Raw genomic sequence first — 17,735 nt, 5'->3', positions numbered from 1 at the left:
ACTGCCCGATAGCGATCGTCGTCCGCTCAGTTGGCGTCGACTTGCGGGGCGACCTGTTCGCTGAGCTTGTCGGCCAGGCGCACGAAAGCTGCCAGGTCCAGTTGCTCGGGGCGCAGGCTGCCATCGACGCCGGCGGCTTCGATTTCAGCGCTGCTGAGCAACAGTTTCAAGGTGTTGCGCAAGGTTTTGCGTCGTTGGTTGAACGCTTCGCGCACCACCCGCTCCAGCAGGCGATGATCCTTGGCCGGGTGCGGCAGCACGGCATGAGGCACCAGGCGGACGATGGCCGAGTCGACCTTCGGCGGCGGGTTGAATGCGCCCGGGCCGACGTTGAACAGATGTTCGACCCGGCAATGGTACTGGACCATGATCGACAGCCGACCCCAATCGCCACCACCCGGGCCGGCGGCGAGGCGCTCGACCACTTCTTTCTGCAGCATGAAGTGCATGTCGCGGATCAGGCTGGCGTTGCTCAGCAGGTGGAAAATCAGCGGCGTGGAGATGTTGTACGGCAGGTTTCCCACCACCCGCAGGCTGCTCGGCGCGGCGTCCAGGCTATTGAAGTCGAACTTCAGTGCGTCGCCCTGGTGCAGGTTGAAATTGCTCCTGCCGGCGAACTGCTGGTTGAGGATCGGGACCAGGTCCTTGTCCAGTTCCACCACGTCCAGTTGTGCGCCGCTGTCGAGCAGGCCTTCGGTCAGGGCGCCCTGGCCCGGTCCGATTTCCAGCAGGCGATCGTCGGGCTTGGCCCGGATGGAACGCAAGATGCGATCGATCACGCCGGCGTCATGCAGGAAGTTCTGGCCGAAGCGCTTGCGCGCGCGGTGTTGGTATTGCTCGGTCATAAATGGGTCTCGGCCATCTGGTAGGCGGTTTCCAGCGCGACTTGCAGGCTGCCGGTATCGATCTTGCCGCTGCCGGCCAGGTCCAGGGCGGTGCCGTGGTCCACGGAGGTGCGGATGATCGGCAGGCCCAGCGTTACGTTGACCGCTGCGCCGAAGCCTTTGTACTTCAGCACGGGCAGGCCCTGGTCGTGGTACATCGCCAGCACCGCGTCGCAGTGCTCCAGATATTTTGGGGTAAACAGAGTGTCGGCAGGCAGCGGGCCACGCAGGTCCATGCCCTCGCTGCGCAAGCGCTCCAAGGTGGGTTCGATGATGTCGATTTCTTCACGGCCCAGGTGTCCGCCTTCACCGGCATGGGGATTGAGTCCACAGACCAGGATGCGTGGCCGGGCGATGCCGAATTTTTCCTGGAGGTCGGCGTGCAGGATGCGCGTGACCCGCTCAAGGCGTTCCGGGGTGATGGCGTCGGCGATGTCCCGCAAGGGCAGGTGAGTGGTCACCAAGGCCACACGCAGGCCGCGGGTCGCGAGCATCATCACCACTTGCGCGGTGTGGGTCAGGTCGGCCAGGAATTCGGTGTGGCCGGAAAAGGCAATCCCGGATTCGTTGATCACGCCTTTGTGCACCGGAGCGGTGATCATGCCTGCGAAAGTCCCGTCCAGGCAGCCTTCGCCTGCGCGGGTCAGAGTTTGCAGGACGAACGCGGCGTTGGCCTTGTCCAGCTGCCCGGTGACGACCGGCGCGCCCAGGGACGTATCCCAGACGTACAGGCTGTTGGCGGGCGCCGGGACATTCGGCCAGGCTTGCGGTGTTACCGGCAGCAGGTCGACGACCACCCCCAGCTGCGCGGCCCGCTCAAGGAGCAGGTCGCGACTGGTAATGGCAATCAGGGGATACGGCTGGGGTTGCGAGGCGAGCAGCAGGCACAGGTCGGGACCGATGCCGGCTGGTTCGCCGGGTGTCAGCGCGAAACGCTTGGGTTTCACTGCGCTGCCTGGTCTGCACCAGGGAGTTTGATTTCAACGTAGGCTTCGTCGCGAATCTGACGCAGCCAGGTTTGCAACTCTTCGTCGTATTTGCGGTTGCGCAACACGGTCATCGCCTGTTGTTCGCGAGCCTGGGTGGTGCTGTCGGTGGCGCGGCGGCCAAGGACTTCCAGCACGTGCCAGCCATAAGGGCTCTTGAACGGTTTGGACAGCTGGCCTTGCGGGGTGTCGGCCATGACTTGGCGGAACTCCGGAACCAGTGCATTCGGGTCGACCCAGTTCAGGTCGCCGCCGTTGAGGGCCGATCCCGGGTCTTCCGAGAAACTCTTCGCCAGTTCGGCGAAGTCTTCGCCCGCTTCGATGCGGTCGTAGAGTTTCTCCGCCAGACGCTTGGTCTCGGCTTCGCTGCGGATTTCACTTGGCTTGATCAGGATGTGGCGAACATGCACTTCGTCACGGACCTGGGTTCCGCCACCGCGTTTTTCCAGCACTTTCAGGATGATGAAACCGCCGGGCGTACGAGCTGGCTGGGTGATGTCGCCCACGGCCATGGCGCTCAGTTCACGGTCGAACGGAGGCGGCAGTTGAGCAGGCTTGCGCCAACCCATGTCGCCGCCTTCCAGGGCATTGTCGCTGCCCGACTTGGCAATGGCCATCTGGCCGAAGTCAGCGCCTTGCTTGAGCTGCTGGTAGACATCCATCGCCTGGCGATAAGCACTCTGGATCGCTTCGGAGTTAGCGCTTTCCGGGGTAGGAATCAGGATGTTCGCCAGGTGCAGTTCTTCGGAAAGCTGCATTTTGCCCAGGTCGGACGCGAGGAAATTCTTCACTTCCTGCTCGGACACCTGGATGCGTTCGGCGACACGGCGCTGGCGCACACGGCTGATGACCATCTCGCGGCGGATCTGATCGCGGGCGTCCTCGTAGGAGAGGCCGTCGCGAGCCAGGGCGGCGCGGAACTGGTCGATGCTCATGTTATTGCGCTGGGCAATGGTGCCGACGGCCTGGTTCAGTTCTTCATCGGTGATACGAATGCCGGAGCGTTCGCCGATCTGCAGTTGCAGGTTTTCGACGATCAGGCGTTCGAGCACTTGCTGGTCCAGTACACCCGCTGGCGGCAAGCCACCGCCGCGCTTGGCGATGGTTTGCTGCACTTCATGGACGCGCTGGTCCAACTGGCTCTGCATGACCACGTCGTTGTCGACGATGGCCACCACTTTATCGATGGACTGCACCGCGGCGTTGGCCGCGGTACCCAGGAACAGCGCGCCCAGCATCAGCGGGCGCAGACAATCAGAAAGCTTGGTCTTCACGTTCACGATAACCTTGGATGCCTTTGTCGAGGAAACTCTCTACCTTGGTGCCGGTAAGACCGCCGAGTCCCTTCAGAACAATTTGGAGGAAGATGCCGTGGTCGCCTTTTTCGTTTTCCGGGGCGGCTTGACTGAACTCTTCATAGTCGACCCAGTAACGGTTGATCAGGCGCAGTTTCCAGCAGCAGTTGTCGTATTCGAAACCACCGAAGGCTTCCAGGGTACGGTTGCGGTTGTAGTCATACTGCCAGCGGCTGATGGCGTTCCACTGCGGCACGATCGGCCAGATGACCGAGAAGTCGTGCTGCTGAATCTTGTAGTAGTCCTTCACGTAGCCCGGGGTGCCCGGGGTGCCATAGTCGCCGCCGCCCACGGACCATTGGCCAGTGGTCTGGTCGTAACGGACCTGGTCGTTGCGATAGCGATAACCGGCGTTGATGACCTTGTTCGGGTTGTCTTCCGGCTGATAGTGGAACATCGCACTGCCCGAGCGCGGGCTGCGAGTGTCCGGATCCCAGTTATAGGTAGCCGTGGTGCGCCAGTCGCGGTTCCAGCGGAACTCGTATTCCAGTGCGTATGGCGATACATCTGACTTGGCATCTTCACGCGTGTTGAAGTCGATGCCCGGCAACTGGACTTCGCGGTCCTTGAAGTACAAGGCCTGGCCGACGCTGATACGCTGGCGTTCGAAACCATTTTCCTGGATCCAGCGGCTGGTTATGCCCAGCGACAGTTTGTTCTCGTCGCCGACACGGTCGGAGCCCGAGAAACGATTGTCACGGAACAGCGAGGAGTAGCTGAAGGTGTACTCACCGGTGTCGAACACAGGGATATCGCTCTGGTCTTTCTCAGGTACGTAGAGATAGAACAGGCGTGGTTCCAGCGTCTGGCGATAGTTGGTGCCGAACCACTGGGTATCACGGTCGAAATACAGGCCGCTATCGATGCTGGCGATTGGGACGCCGCGGCTCTGGCTGCCGCTGTAAGTGCCGCGCAGACGATCAGTTTCGGCGGATTGCGCGGCGATCTGGGATTTGCCAATGCCGTCCAGATCCAGGTCGTATTGGGTGTATTGGTATTTGAGCGACGGCGTGATGAAGCCGTAGGTGGCTTCCATCGGCAGGCTCATTACCGGCGCCAGATTCAGGCGAGTGCCATTAGCCCGGGCCAATCCGCGAACGTTGGAGTCCAGCCTCGGCTCGGAGTTGCCGTCTTCGTCGGTGTAGGTGCCGGTCCGCAGGTCACGATCAAACCGCACCAGTTCTGTCTTGTAAGCGAGGTCCAGGCCATATGGGTGTTGCGGCAGTTCACCGATGAAGGTGATCTGAGGCAAGCGGTTGTAAGGCGTGATCTTCGAAATTGTCGCCATTTGGTAGGCTTGGGCATTCACCCGCGCCGTGTAGCTGTCGCCGCGATAGCTGACTGCGCCTTGTTGATTGACGTAATCATTGGATTCGATGCCAATCTGATCGCTTTCAAGATCCTGGAAATAGTATGGATCGCTGATCTTGGTGTAGTCGACTTCCGTCAGCACGCGCGAATCGAGGCCGCCCTTGTGCTGCCAGTTGTACATATAGCGGGTCTTGTCGTAGTCGCTCTGCCCGCTGCGCTCATCGTCTTCGTCGTTGAGGTACGCCGCGCCGAACTGGCCTTCGCTGGATTTGGTCAGGTAGCGGAACTCGCCTTCCATCAACAGGCCGCGCTTGGCCATATAGCGCGGATACAACGTGGCATCGTAGTTCGGCGCCAGGTTGAAGTAGTACGGGGTGACCAGCAGGAAGCCGGTGTCGCTGCTGCTGCCGATAGTCGGCGGCAGGAAGCCGGACTGGCGACGGTCGTCGATCGGGAAATAAATATAAGGCGTGTACAGGACTGGAATGTCCTTGACCCGCAACGTCACGTTGGTCGCGGTACCGAAGCCGGTGGCCGGGTTCAGGGTGATGTTGTTGCCCTTGAGCGTCCAGGCGTTGCTATTCGGTTCGCACGTGGTGTACGTACCATCCTTGAGACGGATGATCGCGTTCTCGGCGCGCTTGGCGTACAGCGCGTTACCGCGGATGCGCGACTTGTGCATCACGTATTCGGCGTTGTCGACCTTGGCTTCGCCGGTGTCCAGCTGCACATCGGCGTGGTCGCCGACGATCAGCGCGCCGTTGTCGCGAACGCGCACGTTCCCGCTCAGCTCACCACGGTTCTCGGCCTGGTACAGGCTCGCCTCGTCGGCTTCGACCTGCATGCTGCCCTGGCGCATGACCACGTCACCGGCCAGGGTCGCCACCTGTTCTTCCTGCTGATAGCGTGACGCCTTGGCGCCAAGGAAGGTGGGGGCGTCGCTCTTGGCCGTCTTGTCGTTCATGCCAGGACGAGTCGGTTCGATGTAGGCGCCCGAGCAGTAAGGGCCGGTCTCAGCCAATTGCGCAGGCGTGAGGTTCTCGCGCGGAACCCAGTCGAGGTGACTGTAGTCTGCACTGCGCGACTTCAGGCCGCGGCCCTTGGCTTCGGTAACGAGCATCGGCTTTTCGCCGACTTCCTCGCCCGAGCTGCTGTCGGCTGGAGCCGCGCCGCTGTCGGAAACCGCACTGCCGTCATGCACGGGACGCGGCGGCAACGCGGCGGCCGGTGTCTTGGGCGCACAGTCCCAGGCACCCGAAGCGGAGACGGAGCAGTCATACTGCTGCGCCGCGACGACGAATGAAGAGGCCAGGGGTTGCAGAGCCAGCAGACTGCCGGTGACCAGCAACGGAAATTTTTTACGAAACGCGGGGGATTTCAATGCCATCTTATTAGTCCGGGCTTCCTGCGTGCCATCTGCCCGCGGTGTGGGCCGCACGCCTCTCGATGGTCTGAAAAAGATGCTGGATAATAAAGCATGACCCGCTTGACGGCTAGCGCCGTCGGAGACCCTTGCAATGCCCGACCAAGATGTACGCTTGCAACACCTGAAAGTTTGGCTCGATGAACAACTGCCGATCCTTTTCACTCAACAGGGCTGGGGCACCGTACCCCCGGCCACGTTGACCGCCGCCAGCAGTGACGCGAGTTTCCGGCGTTATTTCCGCTGGGAAGGCGAGGGCCGTAGCTTGATCGTAATGGATGCGCCACCGCCCCAGGAAAACTGCAAACCCTTCGTGGATATTGCTTTTTTGCTGGCTAAATCCGGCATTAACGTGCCGAAAATTTATGCCGAAGACCTCGAGCGCGGCTTTCTTTTGCTCAATGACCTGGGCAATCAGACCTATCTGGACGTGATCAACGGCGAAAATGCCGACGATTTATTCGGCGATGCCCTGCAAGCCTTGCTGGCTTTCCAGCAATTGCCGATGGTCGCGCCGCTGCCGAGCTACGATGTCGCGTTGCTGCGTCGGGAGCTGGAATTGTTCCCCGAGTGGTACGTCAAGCGCGAGCTGGGCATCGAGTTCGACTCGACCCAGCAGCAACTCTGGCAACAGGCCTCCGAGCTTTTGATCGACAGCGCCCTGGCCCAGCCCAAAGTGCTGGTGCACCGCGACTACATGCCGCGCAACCTGATGCTCAGCGCACCGAATCCTGGCGTGCTGGACTTTCAGGATGCGGTCTATGGCCCGGTTACCTACGACGTGACCTGCCTGTTCAAGGATGCTTTCCTCAGTTGGCCCGAGGCCCGCGTGCGGGGCTGGCTGGAGAATTACTGGCAACAGGCCGGCGCCCTCGGCATTCCAGTCCAGCCGGATTTCGAGGATTTCCTGCGGGCCAGCGACTTGATGGGTGTGCAGCGCCACCTCAAGGTCATCGGGATCTTCGCGCGTATTTGCCATCGTGATGGCAAGCCACGTTACCTCGGTGATGTGCCGCGGTTCTTTGCTTATATAGAAGCGGTCATCGCCCGTCGTCCGGAACTGGCTCCGCTCGATGAACTGCTTGGCAGCCTGCGGCAATCGGCTGGAGCGACGGCATGAAGGCGATGATCCTGGCGGCGGGCAAGGGCGAGCGCATGCGCCCCCTGACCCTGACCACGCCAAAGCCGTTGATTCGCGTGGGTGGCATTCCCTTGATCGAATACCACCTGCGCGCCCTCGCCAGGGCCGGCTTCACCGAGATCGTGATCAATCACGCCTGGCTCGGCCAGCAGATCGAAGATCACCTGGGAGACGGTTCACGGTTTGGCGTGAGTATTCGGTTTTCGCCCGAAGGCGAGCCGCTGGAGACCGGTGGTGGAATCTTCCGGGCCTTGCCGCTGTTGGGCGATGAAGCGTTCGTGGTGGTAAACGGCGATATCTGGACCGACTACGATTTCAGCGCGTTGCGCAGGCCGCTAAAAGGGCTGGCGCATCTGGTGTTGGTCGATAATCCGGAGCATCACCCGGACGGCGATTTCATCCTGGCCGACGGAAAGGTTCACGATGGGCAAACGCCTGCCGACAACCTGACCTATAGCGGCATTGCCGTCCTGCACCCGCGTTTGTTCGACGGTTGCACGGGCGGTGCGTTCAAGCTCGCACCGCTGTTGCGCGCGGCCATGGCCGAGGAGCGCGTCAGTGGCGAGCACCTGAAAGGGCATTGGGTCGATGTCGGTACCCACGAACGTTTGGCGCAGGTCGAAACCTTGATAGAAGCGAGCGGTTGATATGTGGTGGCCAGGGACTCTGATTGGAGCCGGGGCGGGCTTTGCCATAGCCAGCATTCCGGGGGCCATGCTTGGGGCGTTGTTGGGACAGGCCCTGGATCGGCGCCTGAACCTGCAGGGCTGGGCGCAGGTACGGGAGCGTCTGGGTGGACGCCCGGCACTGCGCAACGATGAGTTGTTGTTTGTATTGCTGGGGCGCCTGGCCAAATGCGATGGGCGCGTGGTCGACGGTCACATTCAGCAGGCTCGCCAGGAAATGCGAGCCCTGGACTTGAGCGAGTCGGCGCAACGCCGGGCGATCGCGGCGTTCAACCGAGGCAAATCCGGGAACGATCACTTACGCGGTTATCTACGTCGCCTCAGCACTCAGCCGCATGCGGCGGAAGGTGTGCTGCGGGCCTGCTGGCGGATGGTCTGGGCCGATGGGCGGGCGGGGCCAGGTGAGCGTGAATTGATTGCCCGGTGGGGCAAGTGGCTGGGCTGGACGCAGCAACAGGTCCAGGCATTGGCGGGCGAATACGAACCGCAGAAACTGGCGCCGCCCAGCAGTGGCATAACGTATCAGGAGGCGATGCGTTTGCTGGGGGTTTCTGCTACCAGTGAGCCGTCGCAGATCAAGCGGGCCTACCGACGCCTGCTCAGTCGTCACCACCCGGACAAGATTGCTGGCAGCGGGGCGACGCCATTGCAGGTTCGCGAGGCCACCGACAAGACTCGGGAGCTGCATAACGCCTATCGCTTGATTCGCGAACGGCGGGATTTTCGCTAGCCCTGCGGGGGAGCAAATGTGGCGAGGGGATAAATCCCCTCGCCACATTCTGTTTCCGGCCTGATGTCTGCCGTGATTCTCATTCACCCGGTTTCTGCGGATTCAACCAACCCCGAACCCGACGAAACAGCTGCTCCTGCTCTGCCGACGGGTTCGGCAAGGCCTTGAGGGACACCTGGCTGAAAGTCGAACCCTTCAAGCGTTTGCTTGCCTGCAAGCGCTCCAGTGCCGCGTTGCGATCCAGCGCCTTGTCCATGTAGAAAATGTCGGCGGTCGCCAGTTTCAAGGTCGGGGTCAGTTCGGCCAGGGCAGGCTTGGCGGTGACCGGAGTCTGGGCGGCGACCATCACGAAGCGTTCGACTTGCGAGGGCTGTTTTTCGCTCAAGTAGCGCGCAGCCCAATAAGCGCCGGTGCCATGGCCCAGCAGCACGATGCGGCGGGCACTTTGCTGTTCGGCGTAGGCCAGTGCCGCGTCGATGCGGGTGAAAATACGCTCGGCATCGGCCTTGGCGTGTTCTTCATCGGTTTGGGCGACGACCGGATCGGTCGCGTCGGCTTCTCCTCCCGCCACCTGCTCGATCGGTGCTGCGGTGGTGGCGTCCGGTGCTGCGGCTGCGGTGTCGGCCGGTTTGGTCTCCGGTGGCGTTTCCACCACGCGCGGTGCAATGACGTCGCTTTGCAGGTCTGGCAGGGTGATACTCAGGCTGCTCCACTCAACATCGGGCAACTTTTTACGCAAAGGGCCGATAACTTGAGGCCAGTCAGCTGTTTCACCGGCGCCGGGGATTATGATGACTGCGCCCTTGGGGTCGCTGGTATTGGCCGGTTTCCACAGCGCCAGGAAGGCATCGCTGCCGGTCTGTAATTGTTGCTGTTCCTGGGCCGGGACTTTTCGTTCAAGTGCGGTCGCTTCTTCCTGGCTACGCTCGAGCAAAGGCTGGCGCTCGACGGGCTTTTCCTCGGCAGGTTGTTCCGCGGCGGCGGGTGCCGCTTCGCTGGCCTGCACAGAAAAGGCACTTGGCAGGATCAGCGACAGGCACAATGCTGGCAACGCCAGGCGATAAACAGAGGGCATCGGATATTCCATGACCAGAAGTATTTCCGGCAGCCTAATGGGTTGGTCAGTATTTGTCAGTGCATGAGACTTCGATGATGCGTTTTTGCTGCCTGTGGGTTATCGGCTGTTTATGGCTTCCCTTGATGGCGTGGGCCGCGCCTGCACCGTCGGCGCACGGGGTGCAATTGAATGCCGGGCAGCGCCAATGGCTGGTGCAACATCCGCAATGGCGGGTCGGCCTGGTATTGCAGGCGCCCTATGCGCAATACGACCGGCGTTTGCAGCGTTTGTCCGGCACCAACGTCGAGTTGATGCAATGGCTTGGCAAGGCGCTGAACGTCGAGCTGACCTGGCGCAATTTCCAGGACGTGGCGCAACTGGAAGCGGCGGTGCGCGCCGGCGAGGTGGACGTCGCTCCGGGCCTGACCCAGTCCCCGAGTGGGCTCAAGCTCTGGCAGTTTTCCGATCCCTACATGCGCGTGCCGCAATTGATCGTCGGCGGGCAGAAAGGCGCCGAGGGGGTGGAGTTGGAAAAGCTCGACACCCAGGCCCGGGTCGCGGTACGCATGCCCAGCGCCACGGCCGATTACCTGCGCAGCAACTACCCGACGCTGAATCTGCAAGGTGTGCCGATGGAGCGCGAGGCCCTGCAATTGTTGCTGACCCAGCAGGCGCGATATGCGGTGGTCGATGAGGCACAGCTCGGGCGGTTGATGGTCGAGCCCGAATTCGCCGAGCTGGCGGTGGTGGGCGACATCGGCCTGCCGCAGTTGCTACGGGTGGCCACGCGCCGGGACTGGCCGGAACTGGCCGAGATCATCGACAGCGGTTTGCAGGCGATCCCGGCCAAGGAGCTGGAGCAACTGCACAGCCGTTGGCTCAAGCCGAAATACCCGCGTCTGACCGAGACTCCGGGTTTCTGGCAGAACCTGACCCTGCTGATGCTGGCCCTGTTGCTCAGCAGCGTTGCCATCGTGTTCTGGCAGCGCCGCCAGCAACGCGCACTGGAGCGCCGCCTGCGTGCCGCGCGGGAGGACATTGCCCAGCGTACGGCCAGCGAGGAAGCCTTGCGCCTGACGCAGTTTTCCATCGATCAAAGCACGGTCGGTATCCTCTGGGTCAATTGGGACAGCCACGTGCGTTATGCCAACCGAGCGGCGGAGACCATGCTCGGCTATGCGCCGGGTGCCATCATCGATCGGCCCTTGATCGACTTCGAGCCCGGCCTGCACATGGATCGCTGGCTCAATTTGTGGAAGCGCGCCCGGGCCAGTGACGAAGGGCCGCAAAGTTTCGAGACCGAATGCGTGCGTGCCGACGGCAGCATCCTGCCGGCCGACGTTTCCTTGAGTTTTTTGCGCTTTCGCGACGCCGAATACCTGGTGGTTTACCTCAACGACGTGACCGAACGCCGGCGTGCGTTGGCGGCGCTGCGTGAAAGCGAGGCGCGCTTGCAAGGCATCGCTGCCAACGTGCCAGGCCTGGTCTTTCGCCTGGAGCGGGCACCCGTGACCGGCCAGATCGATTTTGCCTACATCAGCGAAGGCAGCGAAAGCCTGGTGGGCTATTCCCCCGCGACCCTGGCCCGCAGCGACACCGGGCTGCGCAGCCTGGTGCATCCGCAGGACAAGGCCGACTATCACCGTACCCAGGACCAGGCGCTGGACACCGACAGCGACTGGTCATGGCAGGGCCGCATCCTGACCCGTGAAGGCCAGGAGCGCTGGGCCGAGATCAAGGCGATCACCCGTCGTCTCGAAGATGGCGCCTACGTCTGGGACGGTATCGTCTGGGACATCACCGCAAGCAAACGTATCGAACTGGAACTGGCCAGCTCCCGGGAGCAGTTGCGCGAGTTGTCGGCGCACCTGGAAAGCGTGCGGGAAGAGGAAAAGGCGCGTATTGCCCGGGAGGTCCACGACGAGCTGGGTCAGATGCTGACGGTGTTGAAGCTTGAAACATCCATGTGTGAATTGGCCTACGCACAACTCGACCCTGGCCTGCATGAGCGGCTTAACAGCATGAAGCGCCTGATTGCCCAGTTGTTCCAACTGGTGCGGGACGTGGCGACGGCGTTGCGCCCGCCGATCCTCGATGCCGGTATCGCCTCGGCCATCGAATGGCAGGCCCGGCGCTTCGAGGCGCGTACGCAGATCCCGTGCCTGGTGCAGGTGCCGGACAACTTGCCAGCCCTGAGCGACGCCAAGGCCATCGGCCTGTTTCGGATTCTCCAGGAGGCGCTGACCAATGTGATGCGCCATGCCCAAGCGCATACTGTGGAGCTGACGCTGGTTCAGGAAGGCGACGAATTGTGTCTGACAGTCAGCGATGACGGTGTAGGCTTCATTGCCAATACAGGTCGGTCAACCTCCTTTGGCCTGGTCGGCATGCGTGAACGGGTGTTGATCATGGGTGGGCGGTTGACCCTGGACAGTGAGCCCGGGGAGGGGACGACCCTGTCGGTGCGGGTGCCGTTGCATGAGTCCTGATCGGTGGGCCGCCTGGGCGGACCCTATCGCTAGCAGGCTCGCTCCCACATTGATTGAGATGTACATATAACCCTGTGGGAGCGAGCCTGCTCGCGATGAGATTCTGAATCTGGAGAACAATGTGATCCGTGTACTGGTAGCCGAAGACCACACCATCGTCCGCGAAGGCATCAAGCAGTTGATCGGCCTGGCCAAGGATCTGGTGGTGGTCGGGGAGGCGAGCAATGGCGAACAGTTGCTCGAGACCTTGCGCCAGGTGCCCTGCGAAGTGGTGCTGCTGGACATTTCCATGCCGGGTGTCAACGGCCTGGAGGCGATCCCACGGATCCGGGCGCTGAATAATCCGCCAGCCATTCTGGTGCTGTCGATGCATGACGAGGCGCAAATGGCCGCCCGTGCGCTGAAGGTCGGTGCAGCTGGCTACGCGACCAAGGACAGCGACCCGGCCCTGCTGCTCATGGCGATTCGCAAGGTCGCGGCCGGCGGGCGTTACATCGACCCGGACCTGGCCGACCGAATGGTCTTCGAGGTCGGCCTGACCGACACCCGCCCGTTGCACTCGCTATTGTCCGAGCGTGAATTCTCGGTCTTCGAGCGCTTGGCCCAGGGCGCCAACGTCAACGACATCGCCCAGCAACTGGCCCTGAGCAGCAAGACCATCAGTACCCACAAGGCGCGGTTGATGCAGAAGCTCAACATCACATCATTGGCGGAGCTGGTGAAATACGCGATGGAGCACAAGCTGCTCTAAACTCGCCGCAATCCCCTGTGGGAGCGAGCCTGCTCGCGATGGCGTCGGACCATTCAGTATCGATGTTGGCTGACACGCCGCTATCGCGAGCAGGTTCGCTCCCACAGGGGGAATGCACTGACATACCTATTTGCGACACGCCCCAACACCGCTTTTCACCCCTGCTTGCAGCTTGCCGCTTAAAACTCGCCACTGCATTTACCCAATCCCGCCATCCTTGTAGGGCGATCCCTACCCCGACTCTTCCATCCGGCTGAGGCGATTCTCTCCTGCGTCCCGATTTGCGCGGGCCCCAGGCTCCACTAGGCTTGATTCACAAGCAGTCATCAATACAAAAGGTGCGGGTATGAGCCAGGTCGATTCAAGCGCGGGGGCCAGTGATGTGCTGGTCAGCTTTCGTGGTGTGCAAAAGAGCTACGATGGCGAGAACCTGATCGTCAAAGACCTCAACCTGGATATTCGCAAAGGCGAATTCCTGACCCTGCTCGGGCCGTCCGGTTCCGGCAAGACCACCAGCCTGATGATGCTCGCCGGGTTTGAAACCCCAACCGCCGGTGAGATCCAACTGGCCGGGCGTTCGATCAACAATGTGCCGCCGCACAAGCGTGACATCGGCATGGTGTTCCAGAACTACGCCTTGTTCCCCCACATGACCGTCGCCGAGAACCTCGCGTTCCCGCTGACCGTGCGCGGCCTGAACAAGAGTGACGTGAGCGATCGGGTCAAGCGTGTCCTGAGCATGGTCCAACTGGACAGCTTCGCCCAGCGCTACCCGGCGCAATTGTCCGGCGGCCAGCAACAACGGGTGGCGCTGGCCCGGGCATTGGTATTCGAGCCGCAATTGGTGCTGATGGATGAACCCCTCGGTGCGTTGGACAAGCAACTGCGCGAACACATGCAGATGGAAATCAAGCACCTGCACCAGCGCCTTGGCGTGACCGTGGTCTACGTGACCCATGACCAGGGCGAAGCCCTGACCATGTCCGACCGCGTGGCGGTATTCCACCAGGGCGAAATCCAGCAGATCGCTCCACCACGCACACTGTATGAAGAGCCGAAAAACACCTTCGTTGCCAACTTCATCGGCGAGAACAACCGCCTCAACGGCCGCCTGCACAGCCACACCGGCGACCGTTGCATGGTTGAGCTGGGGCGCGGCGAGAAGGTCGAGGCGCTGGCGGTGAATGTCGGCAAGCCCGGCGAGCCGGTAACCCTGTCGATCCGCCCGGAGCGGGTGAGCCTCAACGGCGCAAGCGAACAATGTGTCAACCGCTTCTCAGGGAGGGTGGCGGAATTCATCTATCTGGGCGACCACGTCCGCGTTCGCCTGGAAGTCTGCGGCAAGAACGACTTCTTCGTGAAACAACCGATTGCCGAGCTCGATCCCGGGCTCGCCGTCGGGGACGTGGTTCCGCTTGGCTGGCAAGTCGAGCACGTGCGTGCGCTCGATCCCCTTCTAGAGGCGAATTGATCGCCCCCTGCTGTACCAACACCAACCCTGCACGTGGAGAGAACAATAAATGTTGAGATCCCTGAAGTTCACAGCCCTGACCCTGGGCATGATGGGTGCGGCAAGCGCGATGGCGGCGGGCCCGGACCTGACCGTGGTGTCTTTCGGCGGGGCGAACAAGGCGGCTCAGGTCAAAGCCTTCTACGCACCGTGGGAAGCGGCCGGTAATGGCAAGATCGTAGCTGGCGAGTACAACGGTGAAATGGCCAAGGTCAAGGCCATGGTCGACACCAAGAGCGTTTCCTGGGATTTGGTGGAAGTCGAGTCTCCGGAATTGTCCCGTGGTTGTGACGAAGACATGTTCGAACAACTCGATCCGGCCCTGTTCGGCAAGGCCGAAGACTACGTCAAGGGCGCCATCCAGCCTTGCGGCGTAGGTTTCTTCGTGTGGTCGACCGTGTTGGCCTACAACGCCGACAAACTGAAAACCGCACCGACCAGTTGGGCAGACTTCTGGGACACCAAGCAATTCCCAGGCAAGCGCGGCCTGCGCAAAGGCGCCAAGTACACCCTGGAATTCGCCTTGATGGCCGACGGTGTCGCGCCGAAAGACGTCTACAAAGTGCTGGCCGGCAAAGACGGCCAGGACCGTGCGTTCAAGAAGCTCGACGAACTCAAGCCGAACATCCAGTGGTGGGAGGCCGGCGCTCAGCCGCCGCAGTACCTGGCCTCCGGTGACGTGGTCATGAGCTCGGCCTACAACGGCCGGATCGCTGCGGTCCAGAAAGAAAGCAACCTGAAAGTGGTGTGGAACGGCGGCATCTACGACTTCGACGCTTGGGCTATTCCGCGCGGCCTGGACAAGACTCGCGCAGAAGCGGCGAAGAAATTCATCGCCTTCTCCGTAGCACCGCAGCAGCAGAAGACCTACTCGGAAAACATCGCCTACGGCCCGGCCAACACCCAGGCAGTCCCGTTGTTGGCCAAGGATGTCCTGACCAACATGCCGACCACCCCGGAAAACATCGCCAATCAGGTGCAGATCGACGTCAGCTTCTGGGCTGACAACGGTGAGCAACTGGAGCAGCGCTTCAATTCCTGGGCTGCGAAGTAACCACTGACGGTTGTAGAAGAGCTTGTGTGGGAGCGGGCTTGCTCGCGAAGGCGTCATCACTTTCAACATGAATGTTGGCTGACATACCGCTTTCGCGAGCAAGCCCGCTCCCACAGGTTCTTGCCTCAGTTGGATGTTTCAAAAGAACAGAGGCGGCCCGCCGCCCCTGTAACGATCAAAAAGATTTGCGGAGTTCGCCATGGCCATCGCCGTTCCACTGAACGCGGGCACCAGCCCCACCCTGAAGCAGCGGCTCAAGCACGCCGAGCGGGTCAACCGCTGGAAGGCCCAGGCCTTGATCGCGCCGCTGGTGCTGTTTCTGTTGCTGGTGTTCCTGGTGCCGATCGTGGCGCTGCTGTTCAAAAGTGTCAGCAACCCGGAAGTGGTGGGTGCCATGCCGCGTACCGTCGCTGCCGTCGCTACATGGGACGGACGCGGGTTGCCGGGCGAGCCGGTGTACAAGGCTGCCAGTGAAGACCTGGCCGAAGCCCGCAAGAATCAGACCCTGGGCGACTTGTCCAAGCGCCTGAACATGGAACTGGCCGGCTATCGCAGCCTGCTGACCAAGACCGCTCGGGCGTTGCCGTTCGCCACCGAGCCGACCTCTTATAAAGAAGCCTTGGAAAACCTCGATGAGCGTTGGGGCGACCCGGCGTACTGGCAGGTGATCCGTCGTAACACCAGCGACGTCACCCCGTATTACCTGCTGGCGGCCGTCGATCACCGCATCGATGACCTCGGCGAGCTGGCACCGGCCACTCCCGACCAGGCGATTTACCTGGATATCTTCACCCGCACGTTCTGGATGGGCCTGGTGATTACCGCGATCTGCCTGGTGCTGGCTTATCCGTTGGCCTACTTGCTGGCGAATCTGCCATCACGCCAAAGCAACCTGTTGATGATCCTGGTGCTGCTGCCGTTCTGGACCTCGATCCTGGTGCGGGTGGCTGCGTGGATCGTGCTGCTGCAATCGGGCGGCTTGATCAATAGTGCCCTGATGGCCATGGGCGTCATCGATAAGCCCCTGGAGCTGGTGTTCAACCGCACCGGCGTCTACATCTCCATGGTCCACATTCTGCTGCCATTCATGATCCTGCCGATCTACAGCGTGATGAAAGGTATTTCGCCTACTTATATGCGGGCGGCGATTTCCCTGGGTTGTCATCCGTTCGCCAGTTTCTGGCGGGTGTACTTCCCGCAGACCTATGCCGGTGTCGGCGCCGGTTGCCTGTTGGTGTTCATCCTTGCCATCGGCTACTACATCACGCCGGCGTTGCTGGGTAGCCCGAACGATCAGATGGTCAGCTACTTCGTCGCGTTCTACACCAACACCAGCATTAACTGGGGCATGGCCACGGCGCTCGGCGGGCTGCTGTTGCTGGCGACCGTCGTGCTTTACCTGATTTACAACCGGCTGGTGGGCGCCAGTCGCCTGCGCCTGAGCTAAGGGGAGATCGAAATGCTGAGTCCTTACATGTCTCCCGTCGAACGGGTGTGGTTCTACACCTTGCGCACCCTCTGCGGGCTGATCCTGTTGTTCCTGATCCTGCCGGTGCTGGTGATCATTCCGCTGTCGTTCAACTCCGGCAGCTTCCTGGTGTACCCGCTGCAAGGTTTTTCGTTGCAGTGGTATCACGATTTCTTCGCTTCGGCCGAATGGATGCGGGCGCTGAAGAACAGCATCATCGTGGCCCCGGCGGCGACGTTGCTGGCGATGATCTTCGGCACGCTGGCGGCCATCGGCCTGACCCGTGGCGACTTCCCGGGCAAGGCGTTGGTGATGGCCCTGGTGATCTCGCCTATGGTGGTGCCGGTGGTGATCATCGGCGTCGCCAGCTACCTGTTTTTCGCGCCACTGGGGATGGGCAACAGTTTCGTCTCGCTGATCGTGGTCCACGCCGTGCTGGGTGTGCCGTTCGTGATCATCACGGTGTCGGCGACCCTTCAGGGTTTCAACCACAATTTGGTTCGGGCCGCTGCCAGCCTTGGCGCATCGCCGCTGACAGCGTTTCGTCGGGTGACCTTGCCGTTGATCGCCCCCGGTGTGATCTCCGGTGCGTTGTTCGCATTCGCGACGTCGTTCGATGAAGTGGTAGTGACCCTGTTCCTGGCCGGTCCCGAGCAGGCAACCCTGCCACGGCAGATGTTCAGTGGTATCCGCGAAAACCTCAGCCCTACCATTGCCGCCGCCGCGACGCTGCTGATCGCCTTCTCGGTGATTTTGCTGCTGACCCTGGAGTGGTTGCGTGGGCGGAGCGAGAAGCTGCGTACCGCCCAGGTCTGACGGTCAGCGGTGTACCCTGTGGGAGCGAGCCTGCTCGCGATAACGGAGTGTCAGTCGATAAAAATGTCGAATGC

At 61.6% G+C, this 17,735-nt stretch carries 14 protein-coding genes; 9 read left to right on the top strand and 5 right to left on the bottom strand.

The window, feature by feature from the left end:
- Positions 1-26: 26 nt before the first annotated feature.
- From rsmA to DTP52_RS20540, 4 genes are read right to left on the bottom strand one after another with little or no spacing between them, the layout of a single operon-like run.
- Entirely contained in the window at positions 27-845 is an 819-nt protein-coding gene (rsmA, locus tag DTP52_RS20555; RefSeq protein WP_109754976.1) for a 16S rRNA (adenine(1518)-N(6)/adenine(1519)-N(6))-dimethyltransferase RsmA, read from the bottom strand.
- Positions 842-1,831, bottom strand: coding sequence for a 4-hydroxythreonine-4-phosphate dehydrogenase PdxA (pdxA, locus tag DTP52_RS20550; protein ID WP_109754975.1), 990 nt, complete (start codon positions 1,829-1,831; stop codon positions 842-844). The genes rsmA and pdxA overlap by 4 nt, the downstream gene beginning before the upstream one ends.
- Entirely contained in the window at positions 1,828-3,144 is a 1,317-nt protein-coding gene (gene surA, locus DTP52_RS20545) for a peptidylprolyl isomerase SurA (protein ID WP_146042601.1), read from the bottom strand. Before surA ends, pdxA begins: the two co-directional genes overlap by 4 nt.
- Complete coding sequence (locus tag DTP52_RS20540; RefSeq protein WP_109754974.1) at positions 3,125-5,923, bottom strand: LPS-assembly protein LptD; 2,799 nt, start codon at positions 5,921-5,923, stop codon at positions 3,125-3,127. The genes surA and DTP52_RS20540 overlap by 20 nt, the downstream gene beginning before the upstream one ends.
- 130 nt (positions 5,924-6,053) lie before the next feature.
- On the opposite strand from DTP52_RS20540, the gene DTP52_RS20535 reads away from it, so the two are divergent.
- Genes DTP52_RS20535 through DTP52_RS20525 form a run of 3 tightly spaced genes read left to right on the top strand, consistent with a single transcriptional unit; the run spans position 6,054 to position 8,516 of the window.
- The gene (locus DTP52_RS20535) at positions 6,054-7,079 is read left to right on the top strand and encodes an aminoglycoside phosphotransferase family protein (RefSeq protein WP_109754973.1); all 1,026 of its coding nucleotides are present in this window, start codon (positions 6,054-6,056) and stop codon (positions 7,077-7,079) included.
- Positions 7,076-7,747: an N-acetylmuramate alpha-1-phosphate uridylyltransferase MurU gene (murU, locus tag DTP52_RS20530; RefSeq protein WP_109754972.1), complete on the top strand. Its 672-nt coding sequence runs from the start codon at positions 7,076-7,078 to the stop codon at positions 7,745-7,747. Before DTP52_RS20535 ends, murU begins: the two co-directional genes overlap by 4 nt.
- A gap of 1 nt (position 7,748) precedes the next feature.
- A complete protein-coding gene (locus DTP52_RS20525; RefSeq protein WP_109754971.1) occupies positions 7,749-8,516 on the top strand; it encodes a TerB family tellurite resistance protein in 768 nt (255 codons plus the stop codon).
- A gap of 79 nt (positions 8,517-8,595) precedes the next feature.
- On the opposite strand, the gene DTP52_RS20520 is transcribed toward DTP52_RS20525, so the two are convergent.
- Positions 8,596-9,591 carry an alpha/beta hydrolase family protein gene (locus DTP52_RS20520; protein ID WP_109754970.1) on the bottom strand — a complete coding sequence of 332 codons (996 nt, stop codon included), beginning with the start codon at positions 9,589-9,591 and terminating at the stop codon, positions 8,596-8,598.
- Positions 9,592-9,665: 74 nt separating this feature from the next.
- Between DTP52_RS20520 and DTP52_RS20515 the strand changes: the two genes are divergently transcribed.
- The 6 genes from DTP52_RS20515 (at position 9,666) to DTP52_RS20485 (ending at position 17,661) form a co-directional block, all read left to right on the top strand.
- Positions 9,666-12,062: a PAS domain S-box protein gene (locus DTP52_RS20515; RefSeq protein WP_109754969.1), complete on the top strand. Its 2,397-nt coding sequence runs from the start codon at positions 9,666-9,668 to the stop codon at positions 12,060-12,062.
- A gap of 121 nt (positions 12,063-12,183) precedes the next feature.
- Entirely contained in the window at positions 12,184-12,813 is a 630-nt protein-coding gene (locus tag DTP52_RS20510; protein WP_109754968.1) for a response regulator transcription factor, read from the top strand.
- 346 nt (positions 12,814-13,159) lie between these two features.
- Positions 13,160-14,284: an ABC transporter ATP-binding protein gene (locus DTP52_RS20500; RefSeq protein ID WP_109754967.1), complete on the top strand. Its 1,125-nt coding sequence runs from the start codon at positions 13,160-13,162 to the stop codon at positions 14,282-14,284.
- Between the two features lie 49 nt (positions 14,285-14,333).
- Entirely contained in the window at positions 14,334-15,377 is a 1,044-nt protein-coding gene (locus DTP52_RS20495; RefSeq protein WP_014340502.1) for an ABC transporter substrate-binding protein, read from the top strand.
- Positions 15,378-15,576: 199 nt separating this feature from the next.
- Positions 15,577-16,824, top strand: a complete 1,248-nt coding sequence (locus tag DTP52_RS20490) for an ABC transporter permease (RefSeq protein ID WP_109754966.1) — start codon at positions 15,577-15,579, stop codon at positions 16,822-16,824.
- Positions 16,825-16,836: 12 nt separating this feature from the next.
- Entirely contained in the window at positions 16,837-17,661 is an 825-nt protein-coding gene (locus DTP52_RS20485; RefSeq protein ID WP_109754965.1) for an ABC transporter permease, read from the top strand.
- The last annotated feature ends 74 nt before the right edge of the window (positions 17,662-17,735 follow it).

It is taken from the genome of Pseudomonas sp. 43mfcvi1.1 (assembly GCF_900115935.1).
In the GTDB taxonomy this organism is placed as follows: Bacteria; Pseudomonadota; Gammaproteobacteria; order Pseudomonadales; family Pseudomonadaceae; genus Aquipseudomonas; species Aquipseudomonas bijieensis.
This window is presented reverse-complemented; position numbering and strand designations above follow the sequence as displayed.